The following is a 24650-nucleotide window of genomic DNA, read 5'->3' as shown; positions in this document are numbered from 1 at the left end:
TTCGGAAATTCGCGGAATAACCATTAAAATCTCACATTGAAGCTTCAGAAGCTCATCATTGGCGCCGATAAATTCAAAGGAACACTTTGATTTTAAGGGGCGTCGATGGTTTATCAGAATGTATTCCGTATTTTCGCGTCAGTTTTTCTGATGCTGGCTTTGGCCGGCTGCGGAAATCTGAATGCTGAAATGTTTGGGAAAGTGGGATCTATTCTGGCGCCGTCGGTGCCAGGTCCGGCACCACTGCAATATCCAAAAATTCTGAAAGTCGATGCAGACACCACCGGTGCTTCTTCCGTTTCCACTTTGGCGTTGCCTCGTTATACAACGGCGGGGATTGTTCCTATTCAGGTGCATTTCACGGGCCCAGTGAATGTGACTGGAAATCCTACGATTGAACTTGAGACTGGCACTACGAAACGTCTGGCCACTTATGCTTCGGGTTCCGGCACTAATATCCTGATCTTTGAATATGAAGTTGTGGCCGGGGATTCTGCGCTGACACTGGATTACACAGGTGTTCAGGCTTTGAATCTGAACGGCGGCACGATTGAGCCCGCTGAAGATGTGACGGGCACTGCTGACGAGGTTGCAAATCTTTTGACCTTGCCAGCGCCAGGTTCGGATGAATCTTTGGCAAATAATACTCCTGTTTTAATTCGCACAGTTCCTGAAGTAAAAAGACTGAGCACTCCGGACACGGATGTGTATCTGGATGGAACCAGTCTTGAAGTCATTGTGAAGTATGATCAGCCCGTGACGGTGACGGGAAGTCCGCGCATCACCATTCGTATCGGAAGTAACAACCGTATCGCCAACTATGTGACAAAAGTTTCCCCATCGGAATTGCTTTTCCGCTATGAGGTTGTACCGGGGGATGATGACACCGACGGAATTGAAATGCCGGCGGCAATCGAGCTGAATGGTGCCACGGTTTTGAATCCTGCCAATGAGGTTGCAGTCACAGATCTTCCAGCCAAAGACACGACGGGGATTTTGACTTACACGTCGGCTTTGACGGCATCCTTTGTGTCCAGCAGTCAGATTGTGAATGAAGATGCGGGTACGTTGAATATTCCGGTGGTTCTGAGCACTCCAGCTCCGATCGCCTTTAAAGTTACAATTGCGGTCATGGGTGACGCTGGTGCGGGGGACTTCATCCTGGCGTCCAAAGAAGTTAATTTTGCCATTAATGAAACAACGAAATATATTCCGCTGACCATTCTGGATGATGCTGTTGCAGAGCCTGAAAAACGGATTCGTCTGATTCTGGCAAAAAACTCTCTCGGAAACGGGGGGATGCTCTCGGTGCATGAGGTATTGATCCGGGATGATGATTCCGCTGTTGTGGCGCCGAAGGTTGTGTCGTTCAAGCAGGGCGTGGGTTTTGCCTGTGCACTGTATGACAACAATGACCTGAAATGTTTCGGTGCCAACGACTATGGCCAGCTTGGCAATGGGACTGTGGTCAACACGAATGAACCTTCCGCCACACCTGTTATGCAGAATGTGGCACATTTTGAGGTGGGCGGATACACCGTCTGCGCAGCGAACACTTCAGGCGAGATGTGGTGTTGGGGACGGGATAATGCGAGTGCCCTGCCGGGATCCGTCGGTGGCAGAGTGCTGCAGCCAACGAAATATGTGAATTCCGGAGTCACTCAGGTGGCGGTCAGCTCGAATGCCCTCTGTTACCTGAAAACCAATAAAGACCTGGTGTGCTGGGGCGATGACTATTCAGGTATATTTGGTACTGGATCGACCAATGCTTCGCGCACTCTGGCTGCTCCACAGCTTGTCACGGGGCAGGTGGAGGAAATGCGTCTTATCGCGGCTGTTACCGGAAACACCTTGTGTGCGGTTAAGTTGGATTCCGTAACTCCGTCGCAAAGAAATCTTTTCTGCTGGGGTAACAGATCGACGTGGTACTCTTCAGGAAGCACGTCCACTGTGCCCGCGACGCCCTTGGCAACCAATATCGTTTCCTATGACCTTTTCAATGACAATATCTGTGTGCAAAAAGATGAAGGTGCGCCGACAGTGCGCAAGAGCTATTGTTGGGGTAGTGGCAGTAATGGTCAGTTGACCCCTGGAGCCAGCGGGGCCGGTTCAACTGTTCCGGTGGAGATGAGTTCCGAATACAAGGATATGATGACATCGCAAGAGTCGATCATAGCTTTGAAAAATGACGGAAGTGTATGGACATGGGGCTCGGGTGGCCGAATCCCAGGGGGCAATCCGGCTGTGGCGGCTTCGGCACCGGTGCAATTGATCAGCGGCGGAGTGAAAAGTCTGCTGCGAATGTCTAATAGATATGGCCCAACAGATGGTCTGGATCCACGGTGTGTGTTGATGCTGGATTCTTCGGTTCAATGTTGGATGGCCTCGCCGTTGCCAGTGAATAAAACACTGCCTGTGACGGTCATTCCTGCGGGTGTAGAATCAGTTTCGGTCAGCAATGTATTCCATGAAAACTACTATTCGGCCTGTTCTTTGATGTCTTCGGGCGAAGTTCTTTGCTGGGGGCAAAACTCGGTGGGGCAAGTGGGTGATCGAACGTTGTTGCCTCGCTTGGTTCCGACTCAAGCCTTGTCACGCAATCAGCGACAGATCGCCACAGGGCGAGAACGCAGTTGCTCAGTTTCAACCTACGGGGAACTGAGATGCTGGGGATATAACTCCGCAAACTTGAGTTTGGGTGTCAGTCCTGCCTTCACAAGCTTTAAAACTCCGAAGATTGTGATTGGTAAAGATGTCAGCAAGGTGGCATTGAATGATGACGGTGGGTGTGCGCTGTTGACTACCGGCGGACTGAATTGCTGGGGCGACAATAACAGCGGCCAGAGCAAGCCAGGAAGTGCCAGCAGCAACACTCTTCCAAATCTGGTGTTGTCGTCCGGAGTTCGGGATGTTGAAACGTCTTACCAGGCAGCCTGTTATATCGCAACCAATGATGATTTGTTCTGTTGGGGGGATAACACCCAAAAGCAACTGGGACTGGGAGACACTGTTGATAGAACAACGATACCAGCGACGCCGTTGTTGTCCGGGGTTGACTCTGTCTCTATGGGGGGACATGAAACCAGTCCGGGCTCTTGTGCCGTCATGAAAAACGGGGACTTGAAGTGCTGGGGGAGTGGCTTGGCTTGTATGGGGACGAACGGCGACACTCCCACAACATTGCTGACGGATGTTAAGAAAGTCTCTGTGGGGCGTTCCCATATGTGCGCGATCGTGGGTGACGAGCGCCGCTTGGTTTGCTGGGGCCAGAACCCGAAGGGGCAACTTGGAATAGGGACGACGGTTGATAAATGTTATTCTTCCGGCCCCGCAACCGTGGTTGCGGAAGGTGTTCGTGCTGTCTCTGCGGGCAGTGACAGTACCTGTTTCGTTCTGGAAACGGGTGAAATGAAATGCATGGGTGATAATAACAAAGGTGTTGTTGGAACTGCAGATCGCTTCCCATTCCCGCGCACGGTCTGGGGACTGTAGAATCAAGAGGCCAGGGATATCTTAAAAACGTGATTACTATTCGAAGCCGGCATACCGCCGGCTTTGTCGTCTGTCGTATTTTGAGCCTTTTGCAGGTTTTTATATTGGGGTCCCCTGCATCCTGCTAGACTGATCAGCGGTTCGCCTGCGATGTTCGGGCGATGTTCTGCGGGACAATCTTTCGGAATCGTTTTGATATGAGAATCCTGGCATTAATTCTTTTGGAGAGCGTATATGGCATCAAAACAGCCGTTGATCATTGAGGTGTTGCGCGGTCCCGTGGTGGAAAGTCAGCATCAGGTGATGGCCGTTGTCGTGAATGAGGCCGGCAACCTTGTGCAGTACTGGGGGCATCCTCAGTATCTGACCATGCCTCGCAGTGCGATCAAGATGTTGCAGGCGTTGCCGTTGATTGAATCGGGCGCGGCAGAAAAATTCAATCTTGAAGATAAGCACATTGCTTTGGCCTGTGCCTCCCATCGCGGGGAAAAAGATCACCTGGCAGCGCTTTCACAATGGCTGGAAAAAGCCGGTTTAAAAGAGGCTCAATATGTCTGCGGGCCGCATCTGCCTTACGATGAAGCCAGTGCTCACGATATGATTCGTAAAAGTCAAAAACCCACTGTGCTTTGTAACAACTGTGCCGGGAAGCATTCTGCGATTATTTCAACCTGTCTGCACTTGGGCGAAGATCCCACAGGATATGAAAAGTACGAACACAATGCGCAGAAAAGACTGCGCAAGGTTCTGAGCGAAACAATGCGCATTGATCATTCCAAACTGCCGTATGGGGTGGATGGGTGTGGTATTCCGACGTATGCCGTTCCGTTGCAGAATATGGCCATCGGGATGTCGACGTTTATCAATCCGAAGGAAGCGTCCGCGCGCAAAGCCGCCGCAGATCGTATTTTGCACGCGGTCAGATCTAATCCGTTCTATATCTCTGGCAGTGACAATTTCGCCACAGCTGTGATTGAAAAGACACAAGGTCGCGCCGTGATCAAAGGCGGGGCGGAAGGTGTTTTCTGTGGTGTGCTGCCAGAAAAGAAGGTGGCCTTCGCGGTGAAAGCCGCGGACGGAGCGGGAAGGGCTGCTCAGGCCGCGACAGCCATGCTTTTGTTGAAGTTGGGGGGATTGAACGAAAGCGAATTCAAGGCGCTTTCTAAATTCACCTTGTCTCCTGTCACAAACTGGCGGGGCGACGTTGTCGGGCAAATCCGCATTGCGAAGGGCTCTTAGTTAGGCTAAATTGAATCCAAGATGTTCTTGCAAAAAACAATTCGTAAAAAGACTGTGGTTCAGGGGATCGGGATTCATTCCGGCGATCCTTGTACATTGACCTTCCGCCCGGCTCCGGCTGACACGGGGGTTTACTTCATTCGCACGGATCTGCCTGGCAGTCCTTCTTTGAAAGTCACAGCCCGCAACGTGCAGGCGACATCTCATCAGACCACCATTGGCGGTGCGGCTTTTTCTGTCGCAACCATCGAGCACTGCGTGTCTGCTTTGTCAGCCTTGCGTATCGACAATCTGTTCATTGAATTGGACGGTCCCGAAATTCCTATCGGAGACGGCAGCGCCCGAGTTTTCCTGGAAGCTTTGCTGGCTGTTGGAATCGTAGAACAAGATCAGCCCCGCAAATATTGCTATATCACTGAGCCGATATATTTCAGTGAAGGCGAAAAGCATGCCTACGTGGTTCCGTATCATGGACTGCGTTTGACAGTGACCATTGATTTTCCAAATCCCACCATCGGAAAACAAACCATCGATCTGGATATCAACGAACAATCCTTTGGCCGTGACGTGGCCAATGCCCGCACGTTTGGCTTTATGAAGGATGTGGAAGCGTTGAAGTCCCGCGGTCTTGCCAAGGGGGGCAGTCTTGATAACTGCATCGTCCTTGATGGCGAAAATGTGGTGAATCCGGAAGGCTTGCGCTGGGCGGATGAATTCGTTCGTCACAAGCTGCTGGATGCGCTGGGTGATCTGGTTACTTTGGAAATGCCATTGATGGGCCATGTGGTTCTTTATAAGGCCGGCCATGATGTCATGAACAAACTGGTGCGCAAGATCTGGGATTCTCCGACCAGCTATCGTCACGTTGAACTGGGTGCGGATATTTCCGACGAAGTTCGCCGTTATACGGGCTGGACTGTCCCAGTCTGAGACGAATCAGACTGATTCCATTTTTTCTCAACATTTGCCGATCAGTATAATGGTAAAGTAGCAATACTGTGCTTCTGGTGGGGGAATGTATGCAGAATCAAAAGAAAATCTGGGGCAGTGCCCTTGTGTTTGCTGTCCTTGTCGTTTGTACCCTTAGTTTCCAAAACTGCGCGCCGAGCTCTTCGGGCTCTGCTTCCAAGGATGATTCCAATACAAGCAGTACTGACGGTTCCGGCATTTTAACTTATCCAAACTCCGGCACACCGGTGGTTCTGGTTCCGGGTCAGGCTGTGACACTGAAACTGCAAAAGCCTTCTTATATGGGAAGTGCCGCCGACTATATCTGGATGGTTCCAGGGGATGATTATGCGCTGGCTTCTTATTATGGTCTGTTCACTGAAATCGACGGCTATATCTATGTGTCGTTGACGGTGAAGGCGTCTTACAACTCGGCCAAGAACATGCGCCTGTATATTTTGAAAATCTCTGATTACTCCTACGCCGATACAACAGGCTTGGGTATTCGCGTGGATTCTTCCGCCTATGGTTCCCACTATTCATCCGACATGGCGACCGAAATCTGTGACAGTCGTGGAAGCTATGTGCCGACATTCATTTACGATCCAAGTAAGTCCGCAGCTGATGCTCTTATCGTCTTTGATAACGGTGCCGGTGTGGGCTCCCTGGAATGCAGCTTCGGCGGTACATCGGTGGATTGTCTGAACACGCCCGCATGGCCGTCTGACTGGGCCTCAAAAACGCTCACGATCAACGGCTATAACCGCTGCGGCACTTCGACCAGTCGTACCTTCTAGTTAAAACAGTAAAAATGAATAAAAAAAGGGTTGGCATCGCCGGCCCTTTTTTATTTGAGGCCTAGGATTTTTTTGGCGGACTTTTCGAGTTTGATCGTGAAGGATGAATTTGAGTTCATTTTGTCTTGAATGAATTCGCAGTAGGGATGGCTGGTGAAATCGTTGCCGGTCAGTTCAAAGTAAGCCAGTTGTGGCGCTGAATTTTCTGCGGTGACATAGATGACAGTCCCGTAGCTCAGCGACTGATCGCCGGCCTGTTGAATGCCGCATTGAAGTTGAAGTGCTGTCACTAAAGCCAAAATCATGAAAACGTTTTACTGCAAATACGCCAAAGCGTAAATCCGCAGTTACATCTTTGAAATTAATTATTCTACAAGTTGATTCGTAAATCGCATCGGGGGAGTGGGGCTGCGCTGGGCACGACGGACTCATGCCAGTGACGAAAGCGACCTCTGTGGGCGCCCGGATGGCGCGCACCCGCGCGCAGCGCGGGCCACAGCAGAGCCCGGACGGCGTGTCGCGAAGTCGCAGGCAGGAGGCCGGCGAGACCAGTGCGGGCCCGCTCCCGCCCGGGAGCCAGGAAATTATCTCTGGGATTTCAAGTAACCAACGATATCTACATCCGGTGGATTCGCGATACCAACGCCTTGGATGGGACCGGTCAGTTCATTCAGGCTGTAGTCCATGCGGACGTCATAACGACGTTCCCACTGGTTGCGCAACCATTGTTCGCGCTCATACCAGGAACGTTTGTTCGCGTCGTCCTGGCAGGATGCAAGTTCTGCCGGGATGCGAGCGCCCCAGCGAAGCTCGATACAGTGATACGGGTCAAAGCTCATGGCAAACAGTCTTTGTCTTGCAGCTTCCAGATTCATCATCACAGTTTTGCCACTGGTAGTGGTGTAAGAGAACTGACAAGCCTGGGCTTTTTGCGCGTAGATATTGAACAGATCCTGAGCCAGGTTGCCGCCGTTATAGCGGATGGATGGATCACGTTTTTTGTACTTTTCAATGTTCGCGCGTGTCGACGTCACCAGATCCATGTACGCCACTTTCAAACGGGCATCACGGGAAGGGGTCGCATAGTTTTCCCACTCGCCTTCGGTACCGAAGATATTCACCGGCAGACGTTCTGGGTGAGGTTTCGCCGCCACACCTGAAGTTCTTGCTGCATCGACGGCTGCGACACGGTCTTTAAGGCTGACGCAAATATCATCAGTCAGTTGCGCCATGTCTTTCAATGGGTCGATGTGGGCTTCACCTTCTGTCAGGCTTAGGCGGATATAATCGTAATAAGTGACTTGCTGACCGCGGAACAGGAACTTTCCTTTGCTCCAGCCGGCACTGTCCGGTTGAGTTCCATAGAACTGCTCCAGGCTGTAGTCACGCAGTTGATAGTTGTTTGCTGCCACGATTTTGCCACCAGCATAAGCGCCCGAAGAATCCTGTTTTGCATCAACCAGCGACAAAGGACGGAATTTTTTAAAGCCCGCACCCTGATTTGGGTTTGAACGCACAAACTTCGGCGTGAACATACCCATCGTCAAAGAATTGTCCGGGTGAGCATCGATATAGAACACACGGCCGTCATCAGTGACTTTATAGACAACAGCCACGTGGCCGTTTGGATCATAGATCACGGTGCCGGGACGGATGCCCTGGCGGTCAATTTTCACCGGATAGAAATCCGTGTAAAGTTCCGCGTCTTCGCTGCCGGACATGCGCAGGGTCGCGGAATAAGTCAGGCCCGGAACCACGTCATTCAGGATTTCCAAAGCATTTGGATAAGTGTTTTTGAAAATCCCGTTTTTAGTCAGGACATCATAACGTTTGGTGACCATGTTGCCTTGGGAGGAATAACGAACGTCCTTCACCTTGTCGGTGTTCAGCGGACTTGGTTTAACCTCTGCCGTTACAGAGAACGGCAAACCGTTTTTCCAGGCGAAATAGCCACGCAGATAATACGGAAGATCCGCGCAATCAGAATAGTACTTCAAACCCGACGGGTCGGTGCCATAGTACATGTTGGCCGTGCTGAGCATACAGGTGTTGACCTTGCCGCACTGGCGTTTTTCAACGGCGTCGCCAAGACGGGCCACGAACTGACCGAACTGTTCTTCGTGATATTCAGTCCACGCAGGCTGAGTCACACGCCACTGGGTGGCGGCATCTTTGCTTTGTGCCTGGGCGCTCAGGGACAACAGTAATATAGCGGAAACACGTACTGCTAATTTCATATTATTCTCCGAGCGGGGAGAATACTCGATGTCCGGGAAATCCGCCCCTGTCAGAATTTTGTACAGTAGAAACTTCCGGATCCCCGGGAAAACCGGACAAAAAACGGCGGGAAATAGCGTGTTTTTTTGGAATTTATATGGGAAGGATTAGGTTTCTCACCCTTAAGGAGTACCCCATGATTCGTGTCGCTGCCGCTCAGTACCTGTTGCAAAAGCATTCCAGCTTTGAGGGCTGGCAGCATTCGGTGGAATCCTGGGTGCGCGAAGCGGTTGAAAATAAAGCAACCCTGCTGGTGTTCCCCGAATACGGCTCTATGGAATTAGTGTCTTTGATGAAGGAAACCACTCAGCAGGATCCCAAGGCGCAGGTTCGTGAGCTGGATAAAATGAAAGACAAATTCCTTGAGACCTATCAAGAGCTGGCCAAAAAATACCAGTGCGCGATAGTGGCTCCGTCCATCCCGGTCAAAAACGAACAAGAGGCCTTCGTCAACCGCAGTTACTTTGTCGGACCCAGCGGCGGGGTGGGTGTACAGGACAAAAAGAACGTCACCAAACTTGAAGAAGAGCTGTGGGGGATCGTCAGCGGTGGCAATGCCTTCAATGTTTTTGAAACCCGTCTTGGCGACATGGCTGTTTGCATGAGCACCGATGTCGAATATCCGGGCCCGGCGGCCTCAATGGCTGCTGAGGGCGCCAAAATTCTTCTGGCCCCAAGCCGCAGCGAAAGCCCCATCGACTGCAACCGCGTGCATCTGGGTGCCAGAGCCCGCGCCATGGAAAATAACGCCTTCGTGATCGTCAGCCAGCTTCTGGGGAAAGCCCCATGGACCGCCACCGTCACCGAAAACACCGGATACGCCGCCATCTACAGCCCGTTGGAAGAAGGCCACCCTGAAGACGGCATCCAAGCCAAAGGCACCTTGAACGAACCCGGCTGGCTCTATAGCGAAATAAACCACCCCTAAAGGGTGCCTGGTTGTTTTTTCTGGCTACAATGCATCATGGGTGTCTGGTTTGATGCATATGCGCCAGAAAAAACAACCAGGCACCTTTCTTGGGGTCGCTTGCTTTTTATTACCGATCTGGCATAGTTGCGGAGTTTCAAAACCGGAATAACAGGAGTAAATCATGATTATCGGTGTTCCTAAGGAGATTAAGATTTCTGAGAACCGCGTTGGTTTGACCGAAGCGGGCGTGCGTCAGTATGTGAGCGAAGGCCACACTGTGATCGTTGAAAAAGATGCGGGCGTTGGCTCTGGTATCTCTAACGAGCAGTACGAAAAAGCTGGTGCGAAAATCATCGACACCAAAAAAGAAGTGTACGCAAAAGCGGACATGATCCAAAAAGTAAAAGAACCTCTTCCAGACGAATACGAACTGATGAGAGAAAATCAGATCCTTTACACTTACCTTCACTTGGCTGCAGAAGCGAAGCTGACGAAAGTTCTTTGTGAACGCAAAGTGAAAGCGATCGCTTACGAAACTATCCAGTTGGACAACGGCTCTTTGCCATTGTTGACTCCAATGTCTGAAGTTGCCGGTCGTATGGCGACTCAGATCGGTGCTTTCTACCTGCAAAAAGACCACGGTGGAAAAGGCATCCTGATGGGTGGCGTAACGGGTGTTAAACCAGCAAAAGTCACTATCATCGGTGGTGGTGTTGTTGGTACCAACGCAGCGAAAATGGCTGTAGGTTTGGGCGCTTCCGTAACTATCCTTGATGTGAACACAGCTCGTTTGGAATATCTTGATGATATCTTCCAGGGCCGTTGCATGACTTTGTTCTCTAACGCGAAAAACATCGAAGATTCCGTAAAAGAATCTGATCTGGTAGTTGGTGGCGTTCTGATCACTGGTCACAAAGCTCCGACTTTGGTGTCTAAAGAGATGGTTTCTTCCATGTCCAAAGGCTCTGTTGTTGTTGACGTTGCAGTTGACCAGGGTGGTTGTATCGAGACTTGCCGCCCAACTTCCCACACCAACCCAACTTACGAAGTTGACGGTGTGATCCACTATTGCGTTCCAAACATGCCAGGCGTTGTTCCTAGAACATCCACTTACGCATTGACGAACGTAACTCTGCGCTACGGTTCCATGATCGCGGCTATGGGTGTGGAAGATGCAGTTGCGAAATCCCCTGCATTGTTGAAAGGTCTGAACACCTACGGTGGCCACGTTGTTTACGAGCCCGTAGCAAAAGACCTTCACATGGAGTACAAACCTTACAAAATCTAAGGTTTAAAAATTCTGAAATTTTAAAACCCGCATCTCGCAAGGATGCGGGTTTTTTTGTTTTCCGGAAAGGGCGCAGTGCCTGTGCATTGTAGCAGCTCTGAAAGTTTCCCGTGGTTATTCCAGTAAAAGCATTTCTAAGATTCTTCATCGGGCATTAAGCCCCATGGAGGATGGACCAATGATCAAATGGATTCTTTTATTTACAGTGGCTATCAGTCTGTCTGCCTTTGCGGACGAACAAGCTGATGATCAGGCCCTGCACGAGGTGCAGCTGATTCAGGAATTTCAAGAGGACTTTGTGGTTGAGCCTATCTCGGGTGGCAGTCGCATTTCCTGCCCCCGGGGGACCGCGCCAATCAACAAGTACTGCTGGGACCGCGCGAAGAATGTTTTCAATAAATGCGGAGTCATCTGTAAAAAGATCGGCGACGATCGCGGGGACGGGAATTAACCGTTGCTGGTGCCAAGTTACTGCCTTTTGGTTTTCATATAGAACTGAAGGGCAGCTCTTTCCCTGTTCTGACTTTCAAGTACCAGACGCACGCGCCACTGCATCTCGCTGAGTTCACAAACAGGCAGCTCAAAAGAGGTCTGATAGGTGTTGCCGGATCCGGTCAGTACCGGACGGATAAAGCCCATGTCCTGCTCAACGCCTTCAAAATCTAGCAGCAGGGGTGTTGATATAGAGTTTTTGATATGGACGGTGACCGTGGTGGGCTGTGCTTCCTGCACCGGTTGAGGTGTCATCTCGATGCGATAGGTGTTCTGAATAGTGCTGATTTCGCAGAAGGTTTGCGAGGCCAGATCGCAATTCAAATTTTCCCCTAGCAGGCTGACGTTTTTCAAAGAGATTTGTCGTTCAGCCAGAGGTTTTTTGTCATCCGCGGTCTCCAGGGCCTGACGATATTCTTCAGCCGGGACATTGTAATCCAGAGTCTCGACCCATTCGCCACGACTGTTGATCACAAAAACCTGACTGGTATGATCCACAAAGAAAGAACTGCCGGTTCGTATGCGTGAATAGCGTGCGCCAAAAAGAGCCGTGATGGCTTTCAGGTTTTCGTGGGTATCCGTGGCGGCAACCATCGGGGATTTAAAATTATTTAAATGTTTTTGCAGGGATTCCAGCGTGTCACGCTCGGGATCAATTGAGATGAAAAGGACCTCGACTTTGTTCTGATTGTCGGCCGGCAGACTTTGGATCATGCGGTCCAGATTTGTCAGCGTCATCGGGCAGATATGCGGGCAGAGGGCGAAACCAAAAAAGACAAACAGCACTTTGCCTTTTTTATCCGAAGAATTAAAGAGCCCTAGAGTGGAGGGGATTTGAAAATCACCTCCGGTGGGCATTTTGAATTCTACGGCTTTGGGGTTCAGGCCGGTTTTCGATGCGTGCTTGTTCCACAGAAAAAACACCACTGGAACCAAAACCAGAACTGACAGGAGGATTTTTTTCATATCTTATTTTCAATTCTTTGCCGGCTTATTGGCAAAGAATTTTTCCCATCACGCCCTGGCCGATCTGGGCGTTAGAGGTACCCGTGACATAGCCGGCCTTACCCGTGGCTTTGTTTTTGATGTAGAGCACATCTGGGGCGCTGTAATAGGCGCTGTCCTGTGCGTTTCTCAGTTCGGATAAGGACGCCACGGAGCGACCTTGCGACATCTTGCAATGGCGGCCTGGCAGATCGCGGATGGCAACAACAGGACTGAGGGCTCCTTGATTCGCGGTTTTAAAGACTACGGTGATCCGCTCCAGATCCAGTTCTTCATTATAGTGGATGTTGTATTCATATTTACCACCATAGATCAGATTCACTTTGTTCATGAAGTTGTTGGTGGTCAGCTTTACGCCATCACTGCGTGAGGTGCCAAACGCAGTTGTGGCTTTATTGGGATTAAACAAATACAGACTGCCGACTTCGTAGTTGCAAAGCATGGCACGAACACTTTCGTCAGTTGGAGCAGCACATCCCGGAGCATTGTTAAAGGCATGAGTTGGCACCAGCAGGCTTTGGGGTGTGCCGGTCAGACTGCCATCCAAGTCGCGGATGCTGGCAGATTCAGTGCCGCCCAATGATGTGGGACCACTGACTGCATCAAAGACGATTTTCCTTGATGGCTCGGGGAAGAAGCGCAGCTTTTGCGCGACATTGGCAAAACGTTCTGAGGCGCCCACTGAACGAAAGGGAGTGGGTTTGATGACGGTGCTTCCATATGACACGTCATTGAAGTTGATGAAATCAATGCCGCTAAGATCCATCGGACCGTCATAGATGCGCGCACCTGTGAAGTGGGAATTGTCCTTAAACTCAGCGGGCTGGTGATTGCCGCTGATTGCAATCACGGCACTGTCACGCATAACCAGATTGTAGGCTGCCCAGATATTAGAGCGGTTATCGGCAAACAGGGCATTGACGAAGTTCATGGTCTGAGCGCGGGTGTACATTGCGGCTTCCACACTTTTGAAAGCCTTCATATTGCGAATGGTCGGAGTTTTTGCGGGAGCATAGTGAACCGTCACGATTTTTCGATCGTGAGGATTGCGGGGGTTTTCTGTCAGAGCCCCATCGGCCACTCCATCCCAAGTGAAGCCCACGGTGGTGGTGCGGGCGGTATTGTTATCAAACTGACGGGTGACTTCCAGGCGGGGGAAGACATTGGCAGGTTTGCGGCTGTCCGGGAAGGAACAGTTGAATTTTTCGCAGGAAACACCGCGCGCAAAGCTCATCCAATAGCCTGTGCCCTGGGAGCCGGCTGCCACGTTGTCTTTAAAGATATTGTTGGGATTGGACACCCAGAAAGTCGCAGGTCCTGGGAAGCGGCCGGGGCTGCTGACATCAATATCTGATTGAAGGATATGGCGATCTGGCAGTGGGCGGCGGGACAGGATGCCCAGGTTTTTGGCAAAGGTGTTGCCAACTTCATTGCCGTCTTCCAGGAAGAAGCCATGCCCGTAGTGATCATAGCACACGTTATTTTCAACCAGCGCATTGTTGGTGGCATGCACCGTAATACAGCGCTGGAAAGAATGGTGAATGCTGGAGTTTTTGATGTACTGACCGGCAGCATCCCCGACGCGGTGCCAGTGGAAAGGATAGCGGGCCATTTCACCCATGCGGCCCATATGGGAAAATTCCACTCCGTCGATGTAACCATAGGAAGAGGGCATGATCATCAGATGTGCGCCCTTGAAGTTCATGGCCTCGGTGTTGCCATCAGAAGTGATATGAATATTGCGGGTGAGGTTGGCGACTTCGGCGCGTTCATCCACAACCCAGGTTTTGGTGGGGGTTTTATAGCTGTGACTTTGCCCGTTGTGGCGATACTTCAGCGGAGCCGTCAAAATCACGCGTGTGCCTTGTACGGATTTGATCACGGCTTCTTCAGCTTCCAGATAGCGGTAGGCCGTGGGGGCGATGGCAATGCGGTCGCCTGCTTTCCATTGCACGGCTTCGGTCAGAACTATTTCCGCAGAACCGGGTTCGGCTGTTTTATTTAGTTTCAGCCATTTGGAATTTGCCTTGTTGCCAATCAGACGGATGGTCCCGCCTTTCATGGCCATGATGTTGCGATCACTGCACGGGACCAAAGCGCCGTCGCAGTTGTCCTTGAGAAACACGCCACCTTTGATGGCGATTTTCAGTTGTCCTTGAAACGGCGTCATGCTGGTTCCGCACTGAAGTAATGCCTCTGATCCATGCACATGCAGGGAGGAGGCCTTCAGGGTGAAATGACCCTTTGCCGGGCAGAATAAGCGGCCCTGAATGGTCAGATTTCTGACGTTGATATTGCGGTCCATTTCCACGCGAAAGCCGGCGGGAATCACAAAATCACCACTGATTGAACTGCCATCGGCGTTCAGCATCAGCTGCGACAGCTTTTGATCGGCAGGGTAGTTCGGGATGGAAAAACGCCCGGCATTTCCGATCAGGCTGTTGGCGCCGCCGGAAGTGGAAATGCCGTGAGCAAATACGGGGCTTCCGGCAAAGCGCAACGCCACCCCTTTTGGGATCACGGATTCAAAGCGGTGGCCAGAGGCTTTTGTGCCGCAAATGGTTTTGATCGCGGATTCTGAAGATTTGCCTGTTAGGGCAGACTTCACAAAAATGGCGGAAGCCCCACCGGCCGCGGCATTGGCGTAAAGGTGCACGGAAATGCTTTTATCGTTGAAGCGATCGCACGCCCAGCCTCGGATCACCACCGCACCGTCAGACGTGCGTTCCTGAACGGAGTCAATCTGGCCAGCGATTTCGCGGCGGCTGGGAATGCTGTGCTTTCCAGATTGTGCCAGTTGCAGATTGGCTTTTTTGGAAAGTGAAATGCCATAGGCATACAAAGGCTGAGAGGAATATTTCAAGGCGGTGGCGCGGGGCAGGCGTGCTTCAAAGCGATGAGAAACTTTTTGGGTCTGGCAGGCACTGCTGACCTGCGATTCGGAAGCAAGATTTGCAGCCGTGGAGGTGACAAACTGGGTGTCTTTATTGCCAGCCGGTGCGCCGGCGTACAAATGCACATTGATGGTGGAACTCACCGCACTATCGCAGGCCCAGCCACGGATGGACACGGTTCCGTCTTCAAGTTCCTTCACTGTATCAATATAGCCCGTTACATCAGCTGCCGCAGATGAAACGCTTAAGGTCGTCAGTATCAGGCTTGTCTTGAAAATTTTCATTTGAATCGTCCCCCAGGGAAAAGGACCTGCAAACGCCGTTCTTGGTATTGCGAAATTGGCGGGCGGCCTGCTGGAGAAAGTTGTCGAAGTTGAAAAGGTTGATTAAAAGTTTCACAGGGGACTTTTGTGGTCCCAAGTGTTCCCTTCAATCCAGATGTGCCCCCAGTCCTCAGTGCGCAGCAGGGGAACGCGAGACACTTGCAGTCGTTGCACGACCGAAGGGTGAGGATGTTTGTAGCGCGACCAGCGCGCCGAGGTGACGGCTTGTCGCAGGTGCGGCAGTGACGTCAGTAGTTCCGTGGAGGTGCTGGTTTTACTGCCATGGTGACCCAACACCAGCACTGTGGATGTGCGCACGAAGCTTTGCTGGCGCCATAAAAGCTCTTGGGATTTAGGGGAATCTCCGGGTAACAGCACCGGGCCAGCGCGCAGCACGTGGCTTTCGGCATTGCTGTCTTTGTTTAAGGCGGGTGTCCAGACCGGCAGATCTTTTTGCAGACACAGTGGCAGCGCCTTCACCAGGCGCATTTTGTAGCGCGAGGATTTTCCCAATGGAGGCAATGCCAGACAGAAGCGAAATGGCCGGATTTGAAAGTCTTTCGACAAAGCCCCGATATGATCCCAGTCCCAGTGGGATAAAAACACCTGATTTTCTTTTTCCGCACAGGCAAAGCGCAGGCGTGCCCACGGAAAGAATTCTCCACCCATATCAAAATGCCGACAGCGCAGCGGGGACACTTCGCTGACCCATTGGCCCTGACCGACATTCCAGATCACAAAATAGTGGCCGGGAAGAATGTGTTTAATTTGTGAAGTACTGAGCGTGATCAGTAAAAAGAAAAACAGATTCATCGTGAATCCCGCCCCTGCCATAGATGCAGTCTTAAAAAGTGCATGACCACCTGCCAGAAACAAATCCACAGCCACAGTTGCGCCACGGAAGGTGGGCGGGTTTTGTGCAAAACGATGGGTTCAGAAAGTGCTGTCAGCGCCTGCCGGAAAAACTCCATCACGCCGTCAAAGATGAAAACCCCTGAGGGCAGCAGGGTCACGAAGAACGCCAGTGGCAGTAAAATATAGCTCACCACCGGGGCCAGCAGCAGGTTGTAAATCAGACTCAATGGGTGCAGGCTTCCCAAGCCCCACAGCGGGGCGCTCATAAAGACAAAGATGCCGATCTGGGACAGCAGCAGGCGGGGCAGGGTTGCCTTCACCCGCAGCAAAGAACCCCAGCACAGCGCCAGGGCCGCGCACCAGCTCATCAGCAGGGACAGGGAATCCCACCACGCCGGGAACAGGGTCAGCGTCACCATTCCTGCCACCAGCACCATCAAATCCGGTGGCAGATGCAGCCGAAAATGTTTGAAACCGTGACGTGTTCCGAGCGCGATCAGCGCCCGCACCGCCGGCGGTTGCCAGCCTACGACCAGCGAATAGAAGCCCAGAAAAAGGATTCTTACAAAGAGTGGAATTCTTAAGATGCTTAAGAGTTCATCAAGCAAAATCAGGTGAGATCCTGAAATAACAAAGATGTGAATCAGTGATGTGCGTTGCAGATTTTTCTGCAAATCAGTGTCTGTGATTTTTTCACCACAAAGAAGAGATGCTAAAGACTGCTGTTCTAGTGAATTCTTTGGCAGAAAGTGAACACACTTTTTCTGAAAATTCTGTGACAGATGTGTTGTGTTTATCAGCAAACCGTCTGGAGCGGCGATGCTTAAGCAAAGGGCAAGGCTTAGAAGAATGATCATGGTTCTAAGCACTTAGCAATTTTCATAACGCAGTGGATTTCTAAAATAGTCTGTTATTGGGTCCGCGCGTCTTCGGGGGACGGATTTTAAGATCTGAAATTTCAGAGCATAATTACAGGGCATTAATGCTATAAATTCTAGTAATATCGGTAGTTTACATGCTGCTTAAGATCCGTGCAAATCGCTGAAAGCCTTGAAAACAAATAGGTCTAAGGTCTAGCATTACAATAACTCAACATTTTATGTGGATAACTCCTGCTTGTTTGCACTTCTCAAGGCGTGTCATACTAGTAAAAGATCAAGAGGTGTCGATAGATGAAGCAACTTAGACTATTAGCAGCAACGGTCCTTTTAAGCCTGCCTTTGGCCTCGTTCGCCAAACCTGCAACCAGTGGAGCAAAGAGCTCTTCTCGTGACCTGAGCCAAGAAGCTCTGCTTGTGGAGCTGACGGGGAAAGACCTTTCGAAAGAAAGTGACATCGGCCTTTATGCTGAAATGGTAAGCGCCTATCAGAACAATGATGAAATCGCCTTTAAGAGCCGCTTGCAAAGCCTTCTGTCCCGCTATCCGCAAAGCTCTTACGCCGACAATGCATTGTTTGTCGCGGGCCGTATGGCCGTGGATAACGGCAATTACGCTGAAGCGATCAAGTACTTTGCGCAAATTGAAAAGCAATATCCTCGCAGCAACAAAGTGGCTGCAGCCAAGTTTGCCAAAGCCATGACCTACAAAAAAATGAATCTGCCCGAGTTTTCACGCAAAGCCCTGCTGGACGTCCGCTCCCGTTACCCGGGCAGCCCGGAATCGTTCCGCGCAGATGCTGAGTTGAAAATTCTGAAATAAAAAATCACGGCAAGGATGCAAAGAGTGATGAACAAGAAGTTCTCCGTAATGATGGCCCTGATCCTGACGGCACTGCTGGCGCAGGCGCAAGACAACCCACCGGATGCGACCTGGGAGTCGGATCCATTGGACGTGCTGGAAAGCCAACAGCAGGAAGTGGTTGAACCCAGCGTGCCAGAGTTCAAAGACGTTGATGATTCCGGCGCAGATGTGCCGCCGCCTCCGGCTCCGGAAGTGGCAAGCCCTGAACCGACGATGGAAGACATTGCTCCTTCAGCGCCCACTCAGGAAACTCAGACGGTTGAAACATTCAGCCCGGCACCGGCAACGGGCGTCGTGGGGTCGGAACCGGATTATTCCCGCGAGGCTGAATTCCACCGCATTTACAAAAGCTACAATGAACAGCCCACCTCTGTAGAGCTGTGGGAAAAAGCCGTAGGCAACCGCGAAGCGGAAATCTATCAGGTGCAAAAAGGGGACACGTTGTGGGGGATCTCGACAACGTTCTTCGGCGATCCGAATTTCTGGCCGAAAATTTGGTCTTTGAATAACGGTGCGGTTCACAATCCGCACGAAATTGACCCGAAGATGAACATTCAGTTCTTCCCGGGTACGGCCGATGAAGCGCCGACTTTGGATCTGGCAGCGGCTGATACCGCGGGGAAAGCGGACGGCACAGTGGTGACGGACGTGAAGCCTGAGGCTGGCGCCAAGACGGACACCGTGGCTTTGCCGCGCGGAAAAAAGCGCGCACCGCTGCTGAAGACTCTGCCGAACAGTCTGCCTTCTTATCGCATGGGTGCGATGAACGATCCTAAGTTGGAATTGCAGATCGAATTGCCGAAAACCCAGTTCCCGACAGCGCCCGAGTTTTTGGAATACTATCTGGCGGATGCGCCGGTTCAGGGTGTGGGTCGTGTGACCGCAACTGAAATGGACATGAAAACGGCCGGTGAATTCCAGTACATTTATGTTCGTCTGGACAGCAATGGCGGCAAGGATTTCGTGGCTCAGAAGAATCTGACCATGGTGAAAGATCCTCTGGTGAAAGACCGTCAGGGACAGATGGTGGAACTGCAGGGTGAAATCGAAGTTCTGGAAAAAGTGAACGATCAGCAAAACATCTATCGCGCGATTGTGAAAAAATCCATTCAGCCGGTGGACGTGGGGGCGATCCTGACTCCGGGAAAACTGCCGATGATCGATCCGTCTCCGTCAGGCATGGTGTCTGGTGTGGGCGCAAAAATCATGGGTGGGCAGTTCGACAAAAAACGTAATATCTTCGGCAATAGCACGTTGGTGTTCCTGGATGGCGGTTCTGCTTCCGGGTTGCAGGAAGGTCAGACGCTGGCGGTGTTTGCGGACGAGCGCGTTCGTAACAAGAAAAATGAAGCCGTGATGAACGACCGCGTGGTGGGATCAGTGAAAATTGTGCGTGTATCGCCAAACTTCGCGACGGCCTACGTGATCAAAGCTTCGGACAACATCCTGGTTGGCGACTATGTCGGTAAACCGGTGGTTCAGGCGATGCGCGAGGCTCCGGTGGTGGAAGCCCCCGCCGCAGCGGACGAGGACTTTGAAAAGGAATTTGACAACGCTCCGAGCACCCCGGCAGACACTCCGGCGCCGGATGGCGGACTGGATGATTCCGATCTTGATTTTTAAGACTCTTTTAAGAAGGCTCTGCAAATTGCAGGGCCTTTTTTCTTATGAACGATCTTTACTCGATTTCGCAAATAATAAAAAGTCATCCGCTTTACGCCGTCGACCGTGACGGTATTCATGCCCTTTATCGCGAGCTTGCCCGCGCTGGGAGGCTTGCCGCCGATCAGGTGCTGGTCGAACTTCGCCCCCGGTGGCCGGATCTGGCCGAGGCTTTGTCGAAAAACCATGAGCTGTTCAAAAAACACTGCGAAGAAAGTCTGCAGCTGAAACTGCAGGGGGTGAATTTTGTCGTTTATGGCGAGGCCTTGTATCCGGAACTTTGCTATCAGATGGCGGACCCGCCGTTGACCCTGAGTTATCGCGGTTCGCCGGCTTGGCTCAATGCCAAAACTCTTTCCGTCGTGGGCAGTCGGGAGCCAGCGGCGGATTCATTGTTATGGATGGAAAAAGAGCTGGGTCATTTCTGTGAGCATGAAAAGCCCTGCATTGTCAGCGGTGGTGCGCGCGGGGTGGATCAAAAGGCTCACAGCGTGGCTTTGCGCAAATTCTGTCCCACCGTGGTGGTGTTACCCTCGGGGCTGGGTGAAGTCTATCCGGCGAACTTGAAAGAGTGGATGGGGCTTGTGATTGAACAGGGTGGATGTTTTTTAAGTGAGTATGATCATCACCAAAAGATGCACAAACATCTGTTCCATCATCGCAACCGATTGATCGCCGCTTTGGGACGCGCAAGTTTATTGGTGGAAGCTCGTCGTCGCAGCGGAACGCTGATCACCGCACATCAAGCAGCACAGATCGGAAGGCCTGTGTGGGTGGTTCCGGGGCATCCGTTGGATCCGCATTTTCAAGGCGCTTTGGATTTGTTGATGGACGGTGCACAGGCGGTTCGTGATGCTCAAGACTTGCTCATGTTTTTCCATTCAGAAAATGCTGGTGAACAAAGAACACCAGCAGGGGTAGGTAAGACACTTGAGCTGCAACACTACCTGTAGTGGATGTGCTAAGTGGCCAAAATGCTTGGGAAAAAAATGAAATGATCTAAAAAAACCTTTTGCAAGCTCAAGGTATTGCCCCTACCATTTGAAGTAAGGGAGGGGCGATGTGGTCAGGGACGACCGTGGTAGTAAGGATGCTACTGCATCGCTCTATTTTTCAAGCCCAATCTTAGTTCCAGTTTCTTCTTAAAGTTTCCACACCCAAAGCAGCAAATAGAACATTCGGTGTCCAGATGGCAAGTGCCGCTGGTAAAGTTCCGCTTCGTGCTGCACCTTCAGCAGCCACATACAAAATCCAATAGAAGATGATGATACCAATACAAAGAATCATGCCGCCGGCTTTGGCTGCACGACGGTTGGTGGTTGTTCCCAAACCCACACCGATCATCGCAAAGACGATACACAAGACCGAGATGGCCCAGCGTTTGTGGTATTCACTCTGCAAGGTGCGACGGACCTCTTTGTCTTTGATGTCCTCTTTCAGGCGGTTGCGGACTTCTTCCAACGTCAATGAAGGCGGCGACTTGGCTTTTTCCTCGATGTTTTGAGGTTCCGAGAAGCGCACGTCATAAGTGTCAAAGCTGATCTTGGTGTGAGTTTTGGCCTGACGGTGAATTTCGCCCTGGTTTAATTGCAGCAAAATCTCATGCCCCGGGCGTGAGGGATCCGGAACAATTTCTCCGGCCTTGGCGATGATGGTCAAAGGCACGTCGCCGTTTTTCTCGTCATAGATAAAGACCTTTTTAAGCAGGCCCTTGTCGGTGTTGACCTCGTTGGCGTAAATGACCATGTCAAAGAAGCCTTCCGCAAAAGTGCCTTCCTTGATAATCGCGGCAGCCTTCGTGTTGGCCAGGCGGGAATAAAGAACTTCGAACTGACGATTTCCCCAGGGTGCGATGTTGAAGGACATCTGGGCGGAAATCACACCCACCAAAGTGGCCAAAACCAGGGCGGGCAGCAGCAGTGTGCCCATCGGCAGGCCGGATGCTTTCATAGCGACGATCTCAGAATCCTGACTAAGTCGCCCATAGGTCAATAAAACTGAGAACAGCAAAGCCATGGGGAACAGAATCGGCAGCATCGAGATAATGACGTAACCGATGATTTCGGCGATGGTTTTCATGGCCACGCCGTGCACCAGGGCGAATTCCGTAAGTCGCAGAACCTGGAACATCAAAATAATGGAGACAAAGACCAGCAATCCCAAAATAAAACTCGGGAGCATCTCAAAGAAAATGTACTGTGCGGCTTTTTTTCCGTTAAAAATACTCAAATCTGGTCTCCGTCTTGGTCGCCCGTGTGTTGAACCTATTCTAGAGTGCCTTGGGCCCAACGTCATCGCGCCCATTGTCCAGAAGAAGCCTTATTGACCCATGACTCTGCTTATCTGACAATAGAACTATGAACAAGATTCTTTTGGTTTACGAGGATTATGCTGACTTGATGTCTGTTGAAGGCACTTTGAAAAAGGTGGGCTTTGATGTCATCGGTCTGTCCAGCGAATACGCTGTGGCCGAGCAGATGCTGGCATTCAATCCGGATCTTGTTGTGGGCGCTGGTAAAGGCGGCAAGGTCAGCTCACTGGGGGTCGGGAAGCGTCTGAAAGAGATGTCCCGCTGGCAGGGAAAGTCGGTGCTTATTTTTCCGGCAAACTTCAAACCCAATCCGCAGGATCTTATTAAGATCCGCGTCGACATGGTGTTGGAGTCCCCGGTGGCTCCGGTGCGCCTGGTGCAGGTGATTGGTCGCATGTTGGGGCATGATGAAGCCGTGTTGCTGGAGCGCCTGAACAAAGCCATGCATGTTGAAAGCCCGCAAAAGTCTGCCACCACCGTGGCCGGCAGCGGAAAGTTTTCCCCCGAGGATGAAGCGATTTTTATCAAGGGTTCCACGGAGGAAGTGCAAGCCCATGGCGAGCAGTCTTTACGCCCTGAAAGAATTGATGAGAATTCTGAAGGCCTGCTTGTAACTGATGAAGAGCAAAGGGAAAAACCATCTTTCCGCTTTGGTGATCGTATGGCTGCCGCGGATGCTGAGCGCGGCGCAGCAGCGGAAGAGGCGTCGGACTTTCCGGATGTGGATCTGAAGGCTTTTGAACGCGAGCTTTTGGGTGGCGGGGCTCCCGAGGTTGAAAAAGTCGAAGTTCCAGTGCCTGGAACGGGCCTGGGGAATGAAGAAGACGAGCAGGCGCAGCTGGTTTCGCGGGCTCAGGAAAGTTTGCAAAACGCTGATAAAGCACTTCAAGAAAAGATGGCTAAGTATGCGAAGCTTGTGGAGGATGTGAAGGTATCTCCGAAAAGCACCGTGACTCGGGTTGAGGCGCGTCGTCGTCAAAAAGACCTGGAGGCTGACTGGGATAGTCAAAACATCAACGAACTCGATAAGTTGCGCCAAGAGTTCACAAAAGCCCTCTTTAAAAAGTAATTGATCCTCACCGGGCTTGACGATAAGGTTTCCGTGATCACATTGAGTGTAGATATTACGGAGGCCATTCATGGGCACATTTACTAAAGCAGTTACAGACACGTCTTTCGATGCAGAAGTTCTAAATTCATCCACCCCAGTGTTGGTGGATTTCTGGGCCGAGTGGTGTGGACCTTGCCGTGCTTTGGCTCCTAAGCTTGAAGAAGTTGCACAGGAGTTGGGTGCGAAAGTAAAAATCGTAAAAGTGAACGTGGACGAAAACCCAAGCGTTCCTGGCAAATACGGCATCCGCGGTATCCCTGCGATGTTGTTGTTCAAAGGCGGCAGTGAAGTGGGCCAATTGGTTGGCAACCACCCAAAAGACGCTATTCTTGAATTCCTGAATAAGAACGTTTAATCGCGTCTCTGTTTAGAATTATTAGAAGTAGGTAAAGAAGGCTCCCAAGTGGGGGCCTTTTTTTGTTTGAATTGGACAAGAGTCCTGCGTTTCACTATGATACTTCACAGGATCCCAAACAATGTTTGAAGAGCCGACCGAGGATATCATGTACCCAGAGATTTACGTTAGAGACAATGAACACGAAGTTCTGAACGAAGAGTTCAAGACGATCACCACGGATATTTCCCTGATGCTGAAAGCTGAAGGTAAAACCGTGCGCCCGTATGTTCCGGGTCTTCCGTATTTTTCCCGTTTGCCTCTGGATAAAAAAAGAGACGCCGTTGAAAAAGTGCGCTTCTATCAGGAGCTGTGTCATTCCCAGCTGGCTGAAGGCTACAAAATCAACGACAGTCTGTCCTTCACATGGAAGGCGTTCCGTCGTCTGGGGTTGGTGCCAAGTTCTGATTTGTTCAGCCATATCCAGAACGAAGATATCATTGAGATCTATTCCAAAGAGCACGTTCAACTGTTCCGTAATTTCAATTTCTTTGACTGCTGTTCTTATACTCTTGAAGAACTGAACGCCTACGAGTGGTGGTCCCTGTTTGAAAGAGAAGAAACCATCACTCAGAAGATTATTGATGCCTGCAACCTGGTGTTCAACGGCGAAGTGGATGGTACATTTGTACCGGATGTTCCGGTTCACCAACTGCGCGAAGCGCGTTCGGCGGAGCGTTTGACGATGAACTGCGAAATCCGCAGAATGGCTCCAGTGTACCGAAACAAGCGCCCTGACTGCGTGATCGTTCTTGAAAAAGTGGAAATGCTCCGCAACTGATTTTTTTGCAATGTGATTTTTTGAGAATCACAGCACACAAGTCACTTGTTCTCAGAATCAAACGTCTTAAATTAGTAAACACTATCAAGTTCACAAGTGGAACATCCGAAACACTCTGCCGGAAGGAGA

At 51.1% G+C, this 24650-nt stretch carries 20 protein-coding genes; 13 read left to right on the top strand and 7 right to left on the bottom strand.

Translation table 11 applies throughout. From position 1 onward, the window contains the following. Positions 1-105 precede the first annotated feature (105 nt). The 4 genes from BDT_RS12170 (at position 106) to BDT_RS12155 (ending at position 6476) form a co-directional block, all read left to right on the top strand. Positions 106-3492, top strand: a complete 3387-nt coding sequence (locus tag BDT_RS12170; protein ID WP_015091546.1) for a Calx-beta domain-containing protein — start codon at positions 106-108, stop codon at positions 3490-3492. A 234-nt stretch (positions 3493-3726) separates the two neighbouring features. Further along, positions 3727-4731, top strand: coding sequence for an asparaginase (locus tag BDT_RS12165; RefSeq protein ID WP_015091545.1), 1005 nt, complete (start codon positions 3727-3729; stop codon positions 4729-4731). A gap of 21 nt (positions 4732-4752) precedes the next feature. Beyond that, complete coding sequence (gene lpxC / locus BDT_RS12160) at positions 4753-5661, top strand: UDP-3-O-acyl-N-acetylglucosamine deacetylase (RefSeq protein WP_015091544.1); 909 nt, start codon at positions 4753-4755, stop codon at positions 5659-5661. 89 nt (positions 5662-5750) lie between these two features. After that, on the top strand, positions 5751-6476 hold the full coding sequence (locus BDT_RS12155; RefSeq protein WP_235046109.1) for a hypothetical protein: 726 nt from the start codon (positions 5751-5753) through the stop codon (positions 6474-6476). A 50-nt stretch (positions 6477-6526) separates the two neighbouring features. On the opposite strand, the gene BDT_RS12150 is transcribed toward BDT_RS12155, so the two are convergent. Continuing rightward, positions 6527-6781 carry a hypothetical protein gene (locus BDT_RS12150; protein WP_015091542.1) on the bottom strand — a complete coding sequence of 85 codons (255 nt, stop codon included), beginning with the start codon at positions 6779-6781 and terminating at the stop codon, positions 6527-6529. A 279-nt stretch (positions 6782-7060) separates the two neighbouring features. After that, positions 7061-8713, bottom strand: coding sequence for a hypothetical protein (locus BDT_RS12145; protein WP_041577773.1), 1653 nt, complete (start codon positions 8711-8713; stop codon positions 7061-7063). Positions 8714-8889: 176 nt separating this feature from the next. Here BDT_RS12145 and BDT_RS12140 point away from each other — a divergent pair, with 176 nt between their 5' ends. The 3 genes from BDT_RS12140 (at position 8890) to BDT_RS12130 (ending at position 11402) form a co-directional block, all read left to right on the top strand. Continuing rightward, positions 8890-9681 carry a nitrilase-related carbon-nitrogen hydrolase gene (locus BDT_RS12140; protein ID WP_015091540.1) on the top strand — a complete coding sequence of 264 codons (792 nt, stop codon included), beginning with the start codon at positions 8890-8892 and terminating at the stop codon, positions 9679-9681. Between the two features lie 163 nt (positions 9682-9844). Further along, complete coding sequence (gene ald / locus BDT_RS12135) at positions 9845-10951, top strand: alanine dehydrogenase (RefSeq protein ID WP_015091539.1); 1107 nt, start codon at positions 9845-9847, stop codon at positions 10949-10951. A gap of 178 nt (positions 10952-11129) precedes the next feature. Further along, the gene (locus BDT_RS12130) at positions 11130-11402 is read left to right on the top strand and encodes a hypothetical protein (protein WP_015091538.1); all 273 of its coding nucleotides are present in this window, start codon (positions 11130-11132) and stop codon (positions 11400-11402) included. Between the two features lie 17 nt (positions 11403-11419). Here the strand turns inward: BDT_RS12130 and BDT_RS12125 are convergent, their stop codons facing one another. From BDT_RS12125 to BDT_RS12110, 4 genes are all read right to left on the bottom strand, one after another. Beyond that, positions 11420-12409: an SCO family protein gene (locus BDT_RS12125; protein WP_015091537.1), complete on the bottom strand. Its 990-nt coding sequence runs from the start codon at positions 12407-12409 to the stop codon at positions 11420-11422. Between the two features lie 25 nt (positions 12410-12434). Further along, positions 12435-15626 carry a G8 domain-containing protein gene (locus BDT_RS12120; protein ID WP_015091536.1) on the bottom strand — a complete coding sequence of 1064 codons (3192 nt, stop codon included), beginning with the start codon at positions 15624-15626 and terminating at the stop codon, positions 12435-12437. Between the two features lie 111 nt (positions 15627-15737). Continuing rightward, positions 15738-16478 carry a ComEC/Rec2 family competence protein gene (locus BDT_RS12115; RefSeq protein WP_148278821.1) on the bottom strand — a complete coding sequence of 247 codons (741 nt, stop codon included), beginning with the start codon at positions 16476-16478 and terminating at the stop codon, positions 15738-15740. Further along, positions 16475-17377, bottom strand: a complete 903-nt coding sequence (locus BDT_RS12110) for a ComEC/Rec2 family competence protein (RefSeq protein WP_015091534.1) — start codon at positions 17375-17377, stop codon at positions 16475-16477. The genes BDT_RS12115 and BDT_RS12110 overlap by 4 nt, the downstream gene beginning before the upstream one ends. Positions 17378-17692: 315 nt before the next feature. Here BDT_RS12110 and BDT_RS12105 point away from each other — a divergent pair, with 315 nt between their 5' ends. Genes BDT_RS12105 through BDT_RS12095 form a run of 3 tightly spaced genes read left to right on the top strand, consistent with a single transcriptional unit; the run spans position 17693 to position 20877 of the window. Continuing rightward, positions 17693-18220, top strand: a complete 528-nt coding sequence (locus tag BDT_RS12105) for a tetratricopeptide repeat protein (protein WP_015091533.1) — start codon at positions 17693-17695, stop codon at positions 18218-18220. Positions 18221-18247: 27 nt separating this feature from the next. Further along, positions 18248-19885, top strand: a complete 1638-nt coding sequence (locus BDT_RS12100) for a LysM peptidoglycan-binding domain-containing protein (RefSeq protein ID WP_235046108.1) — start codon at positions 18248-18250, stop codon at positions 19883-19885. Positions 19886-19929: 44 nt separating this feature from the next. Then, complete coding sequence (locus BDT_RS12095; protein ID WP_015091531.1) at positions 19930-20877, top strand: DNA-processing protein DprA; 948 nt, start codon at positions 19930-19932, stop codon at positions 20875-20877. Between the two features lie 172 nt (positions 20878-21049). Here BDT_RS12095 and lptF read toward each other — a convergent pair whose 3' ends face one another. Next, positions 21050-22153 (bottom strand): LPS export ABC transporter permease LptF, encoded by a 1104-nt coding sequence (lptF, locus tag BDT_RS12090; protein ID WP_015091530.1) that lies wholly within the window; start codon positions 22151-22153, stop codon positions 21050-21052. Between the two features lie 128 nt (positions 22154-22281). Here lptF and BDT_RS12085 point away from each other — a divergent pair, with 128 nt between their 5' ends. From BDT_RS12085 to BDT_RS12075, 3 genes are all read left to right on the top strand, one after another. Next, a complete protein-coding gene (locus BDT_RS12085; protein WP_015091529.1) occupies positions 22282-23304 on the top strand; it encodes a hypothetical protein in 1023 nt (340 codons plus the stop codon). A gap of 70 nt (positions 23305-23374) precedes the next feature. After that, the gene (trxA, locus tag BDT_RS12080) at positions 23375-23701 is read left to right on the top strand and encodes a thioredoxin (RefSeq protein ID WP_011164878.1); all 327 of its coding nucleotides are present in this window, start codon (positions 23375-23377) and stop codon (positions 23699-23701) included. A 121-nt stretch (positions 23702-23822) separates the two neighbouring features. Then, complete coding sequence (locus tag BDT_RS12075; protein ID WP_015091527.1) at positions 23823-24521, top strand: hypothetical protein; 699 nt, start codon at positions 23823-23825, stop codon at positions 24519-24521. The last annotated feature ends 129 nt before the right edge of the window (positions 24522-24650 follow it).

This window comes from Bdellovibrio bacteriovorus str. Tiberius (assembly GCF_000317895.1).
Classification (GTDB): Bacteria; Bdellovibrionota; Bdellovibrionia; order Bdellovibrionales; family Bdellovibrionaceae; genus Bdellovibrio; species Bdellovibrio bacteriovorus_F.
Note: the sequence above shows the minus strand (reverse complement) of the source record. Positions and strands in the feature narration are given on the sequence as shown.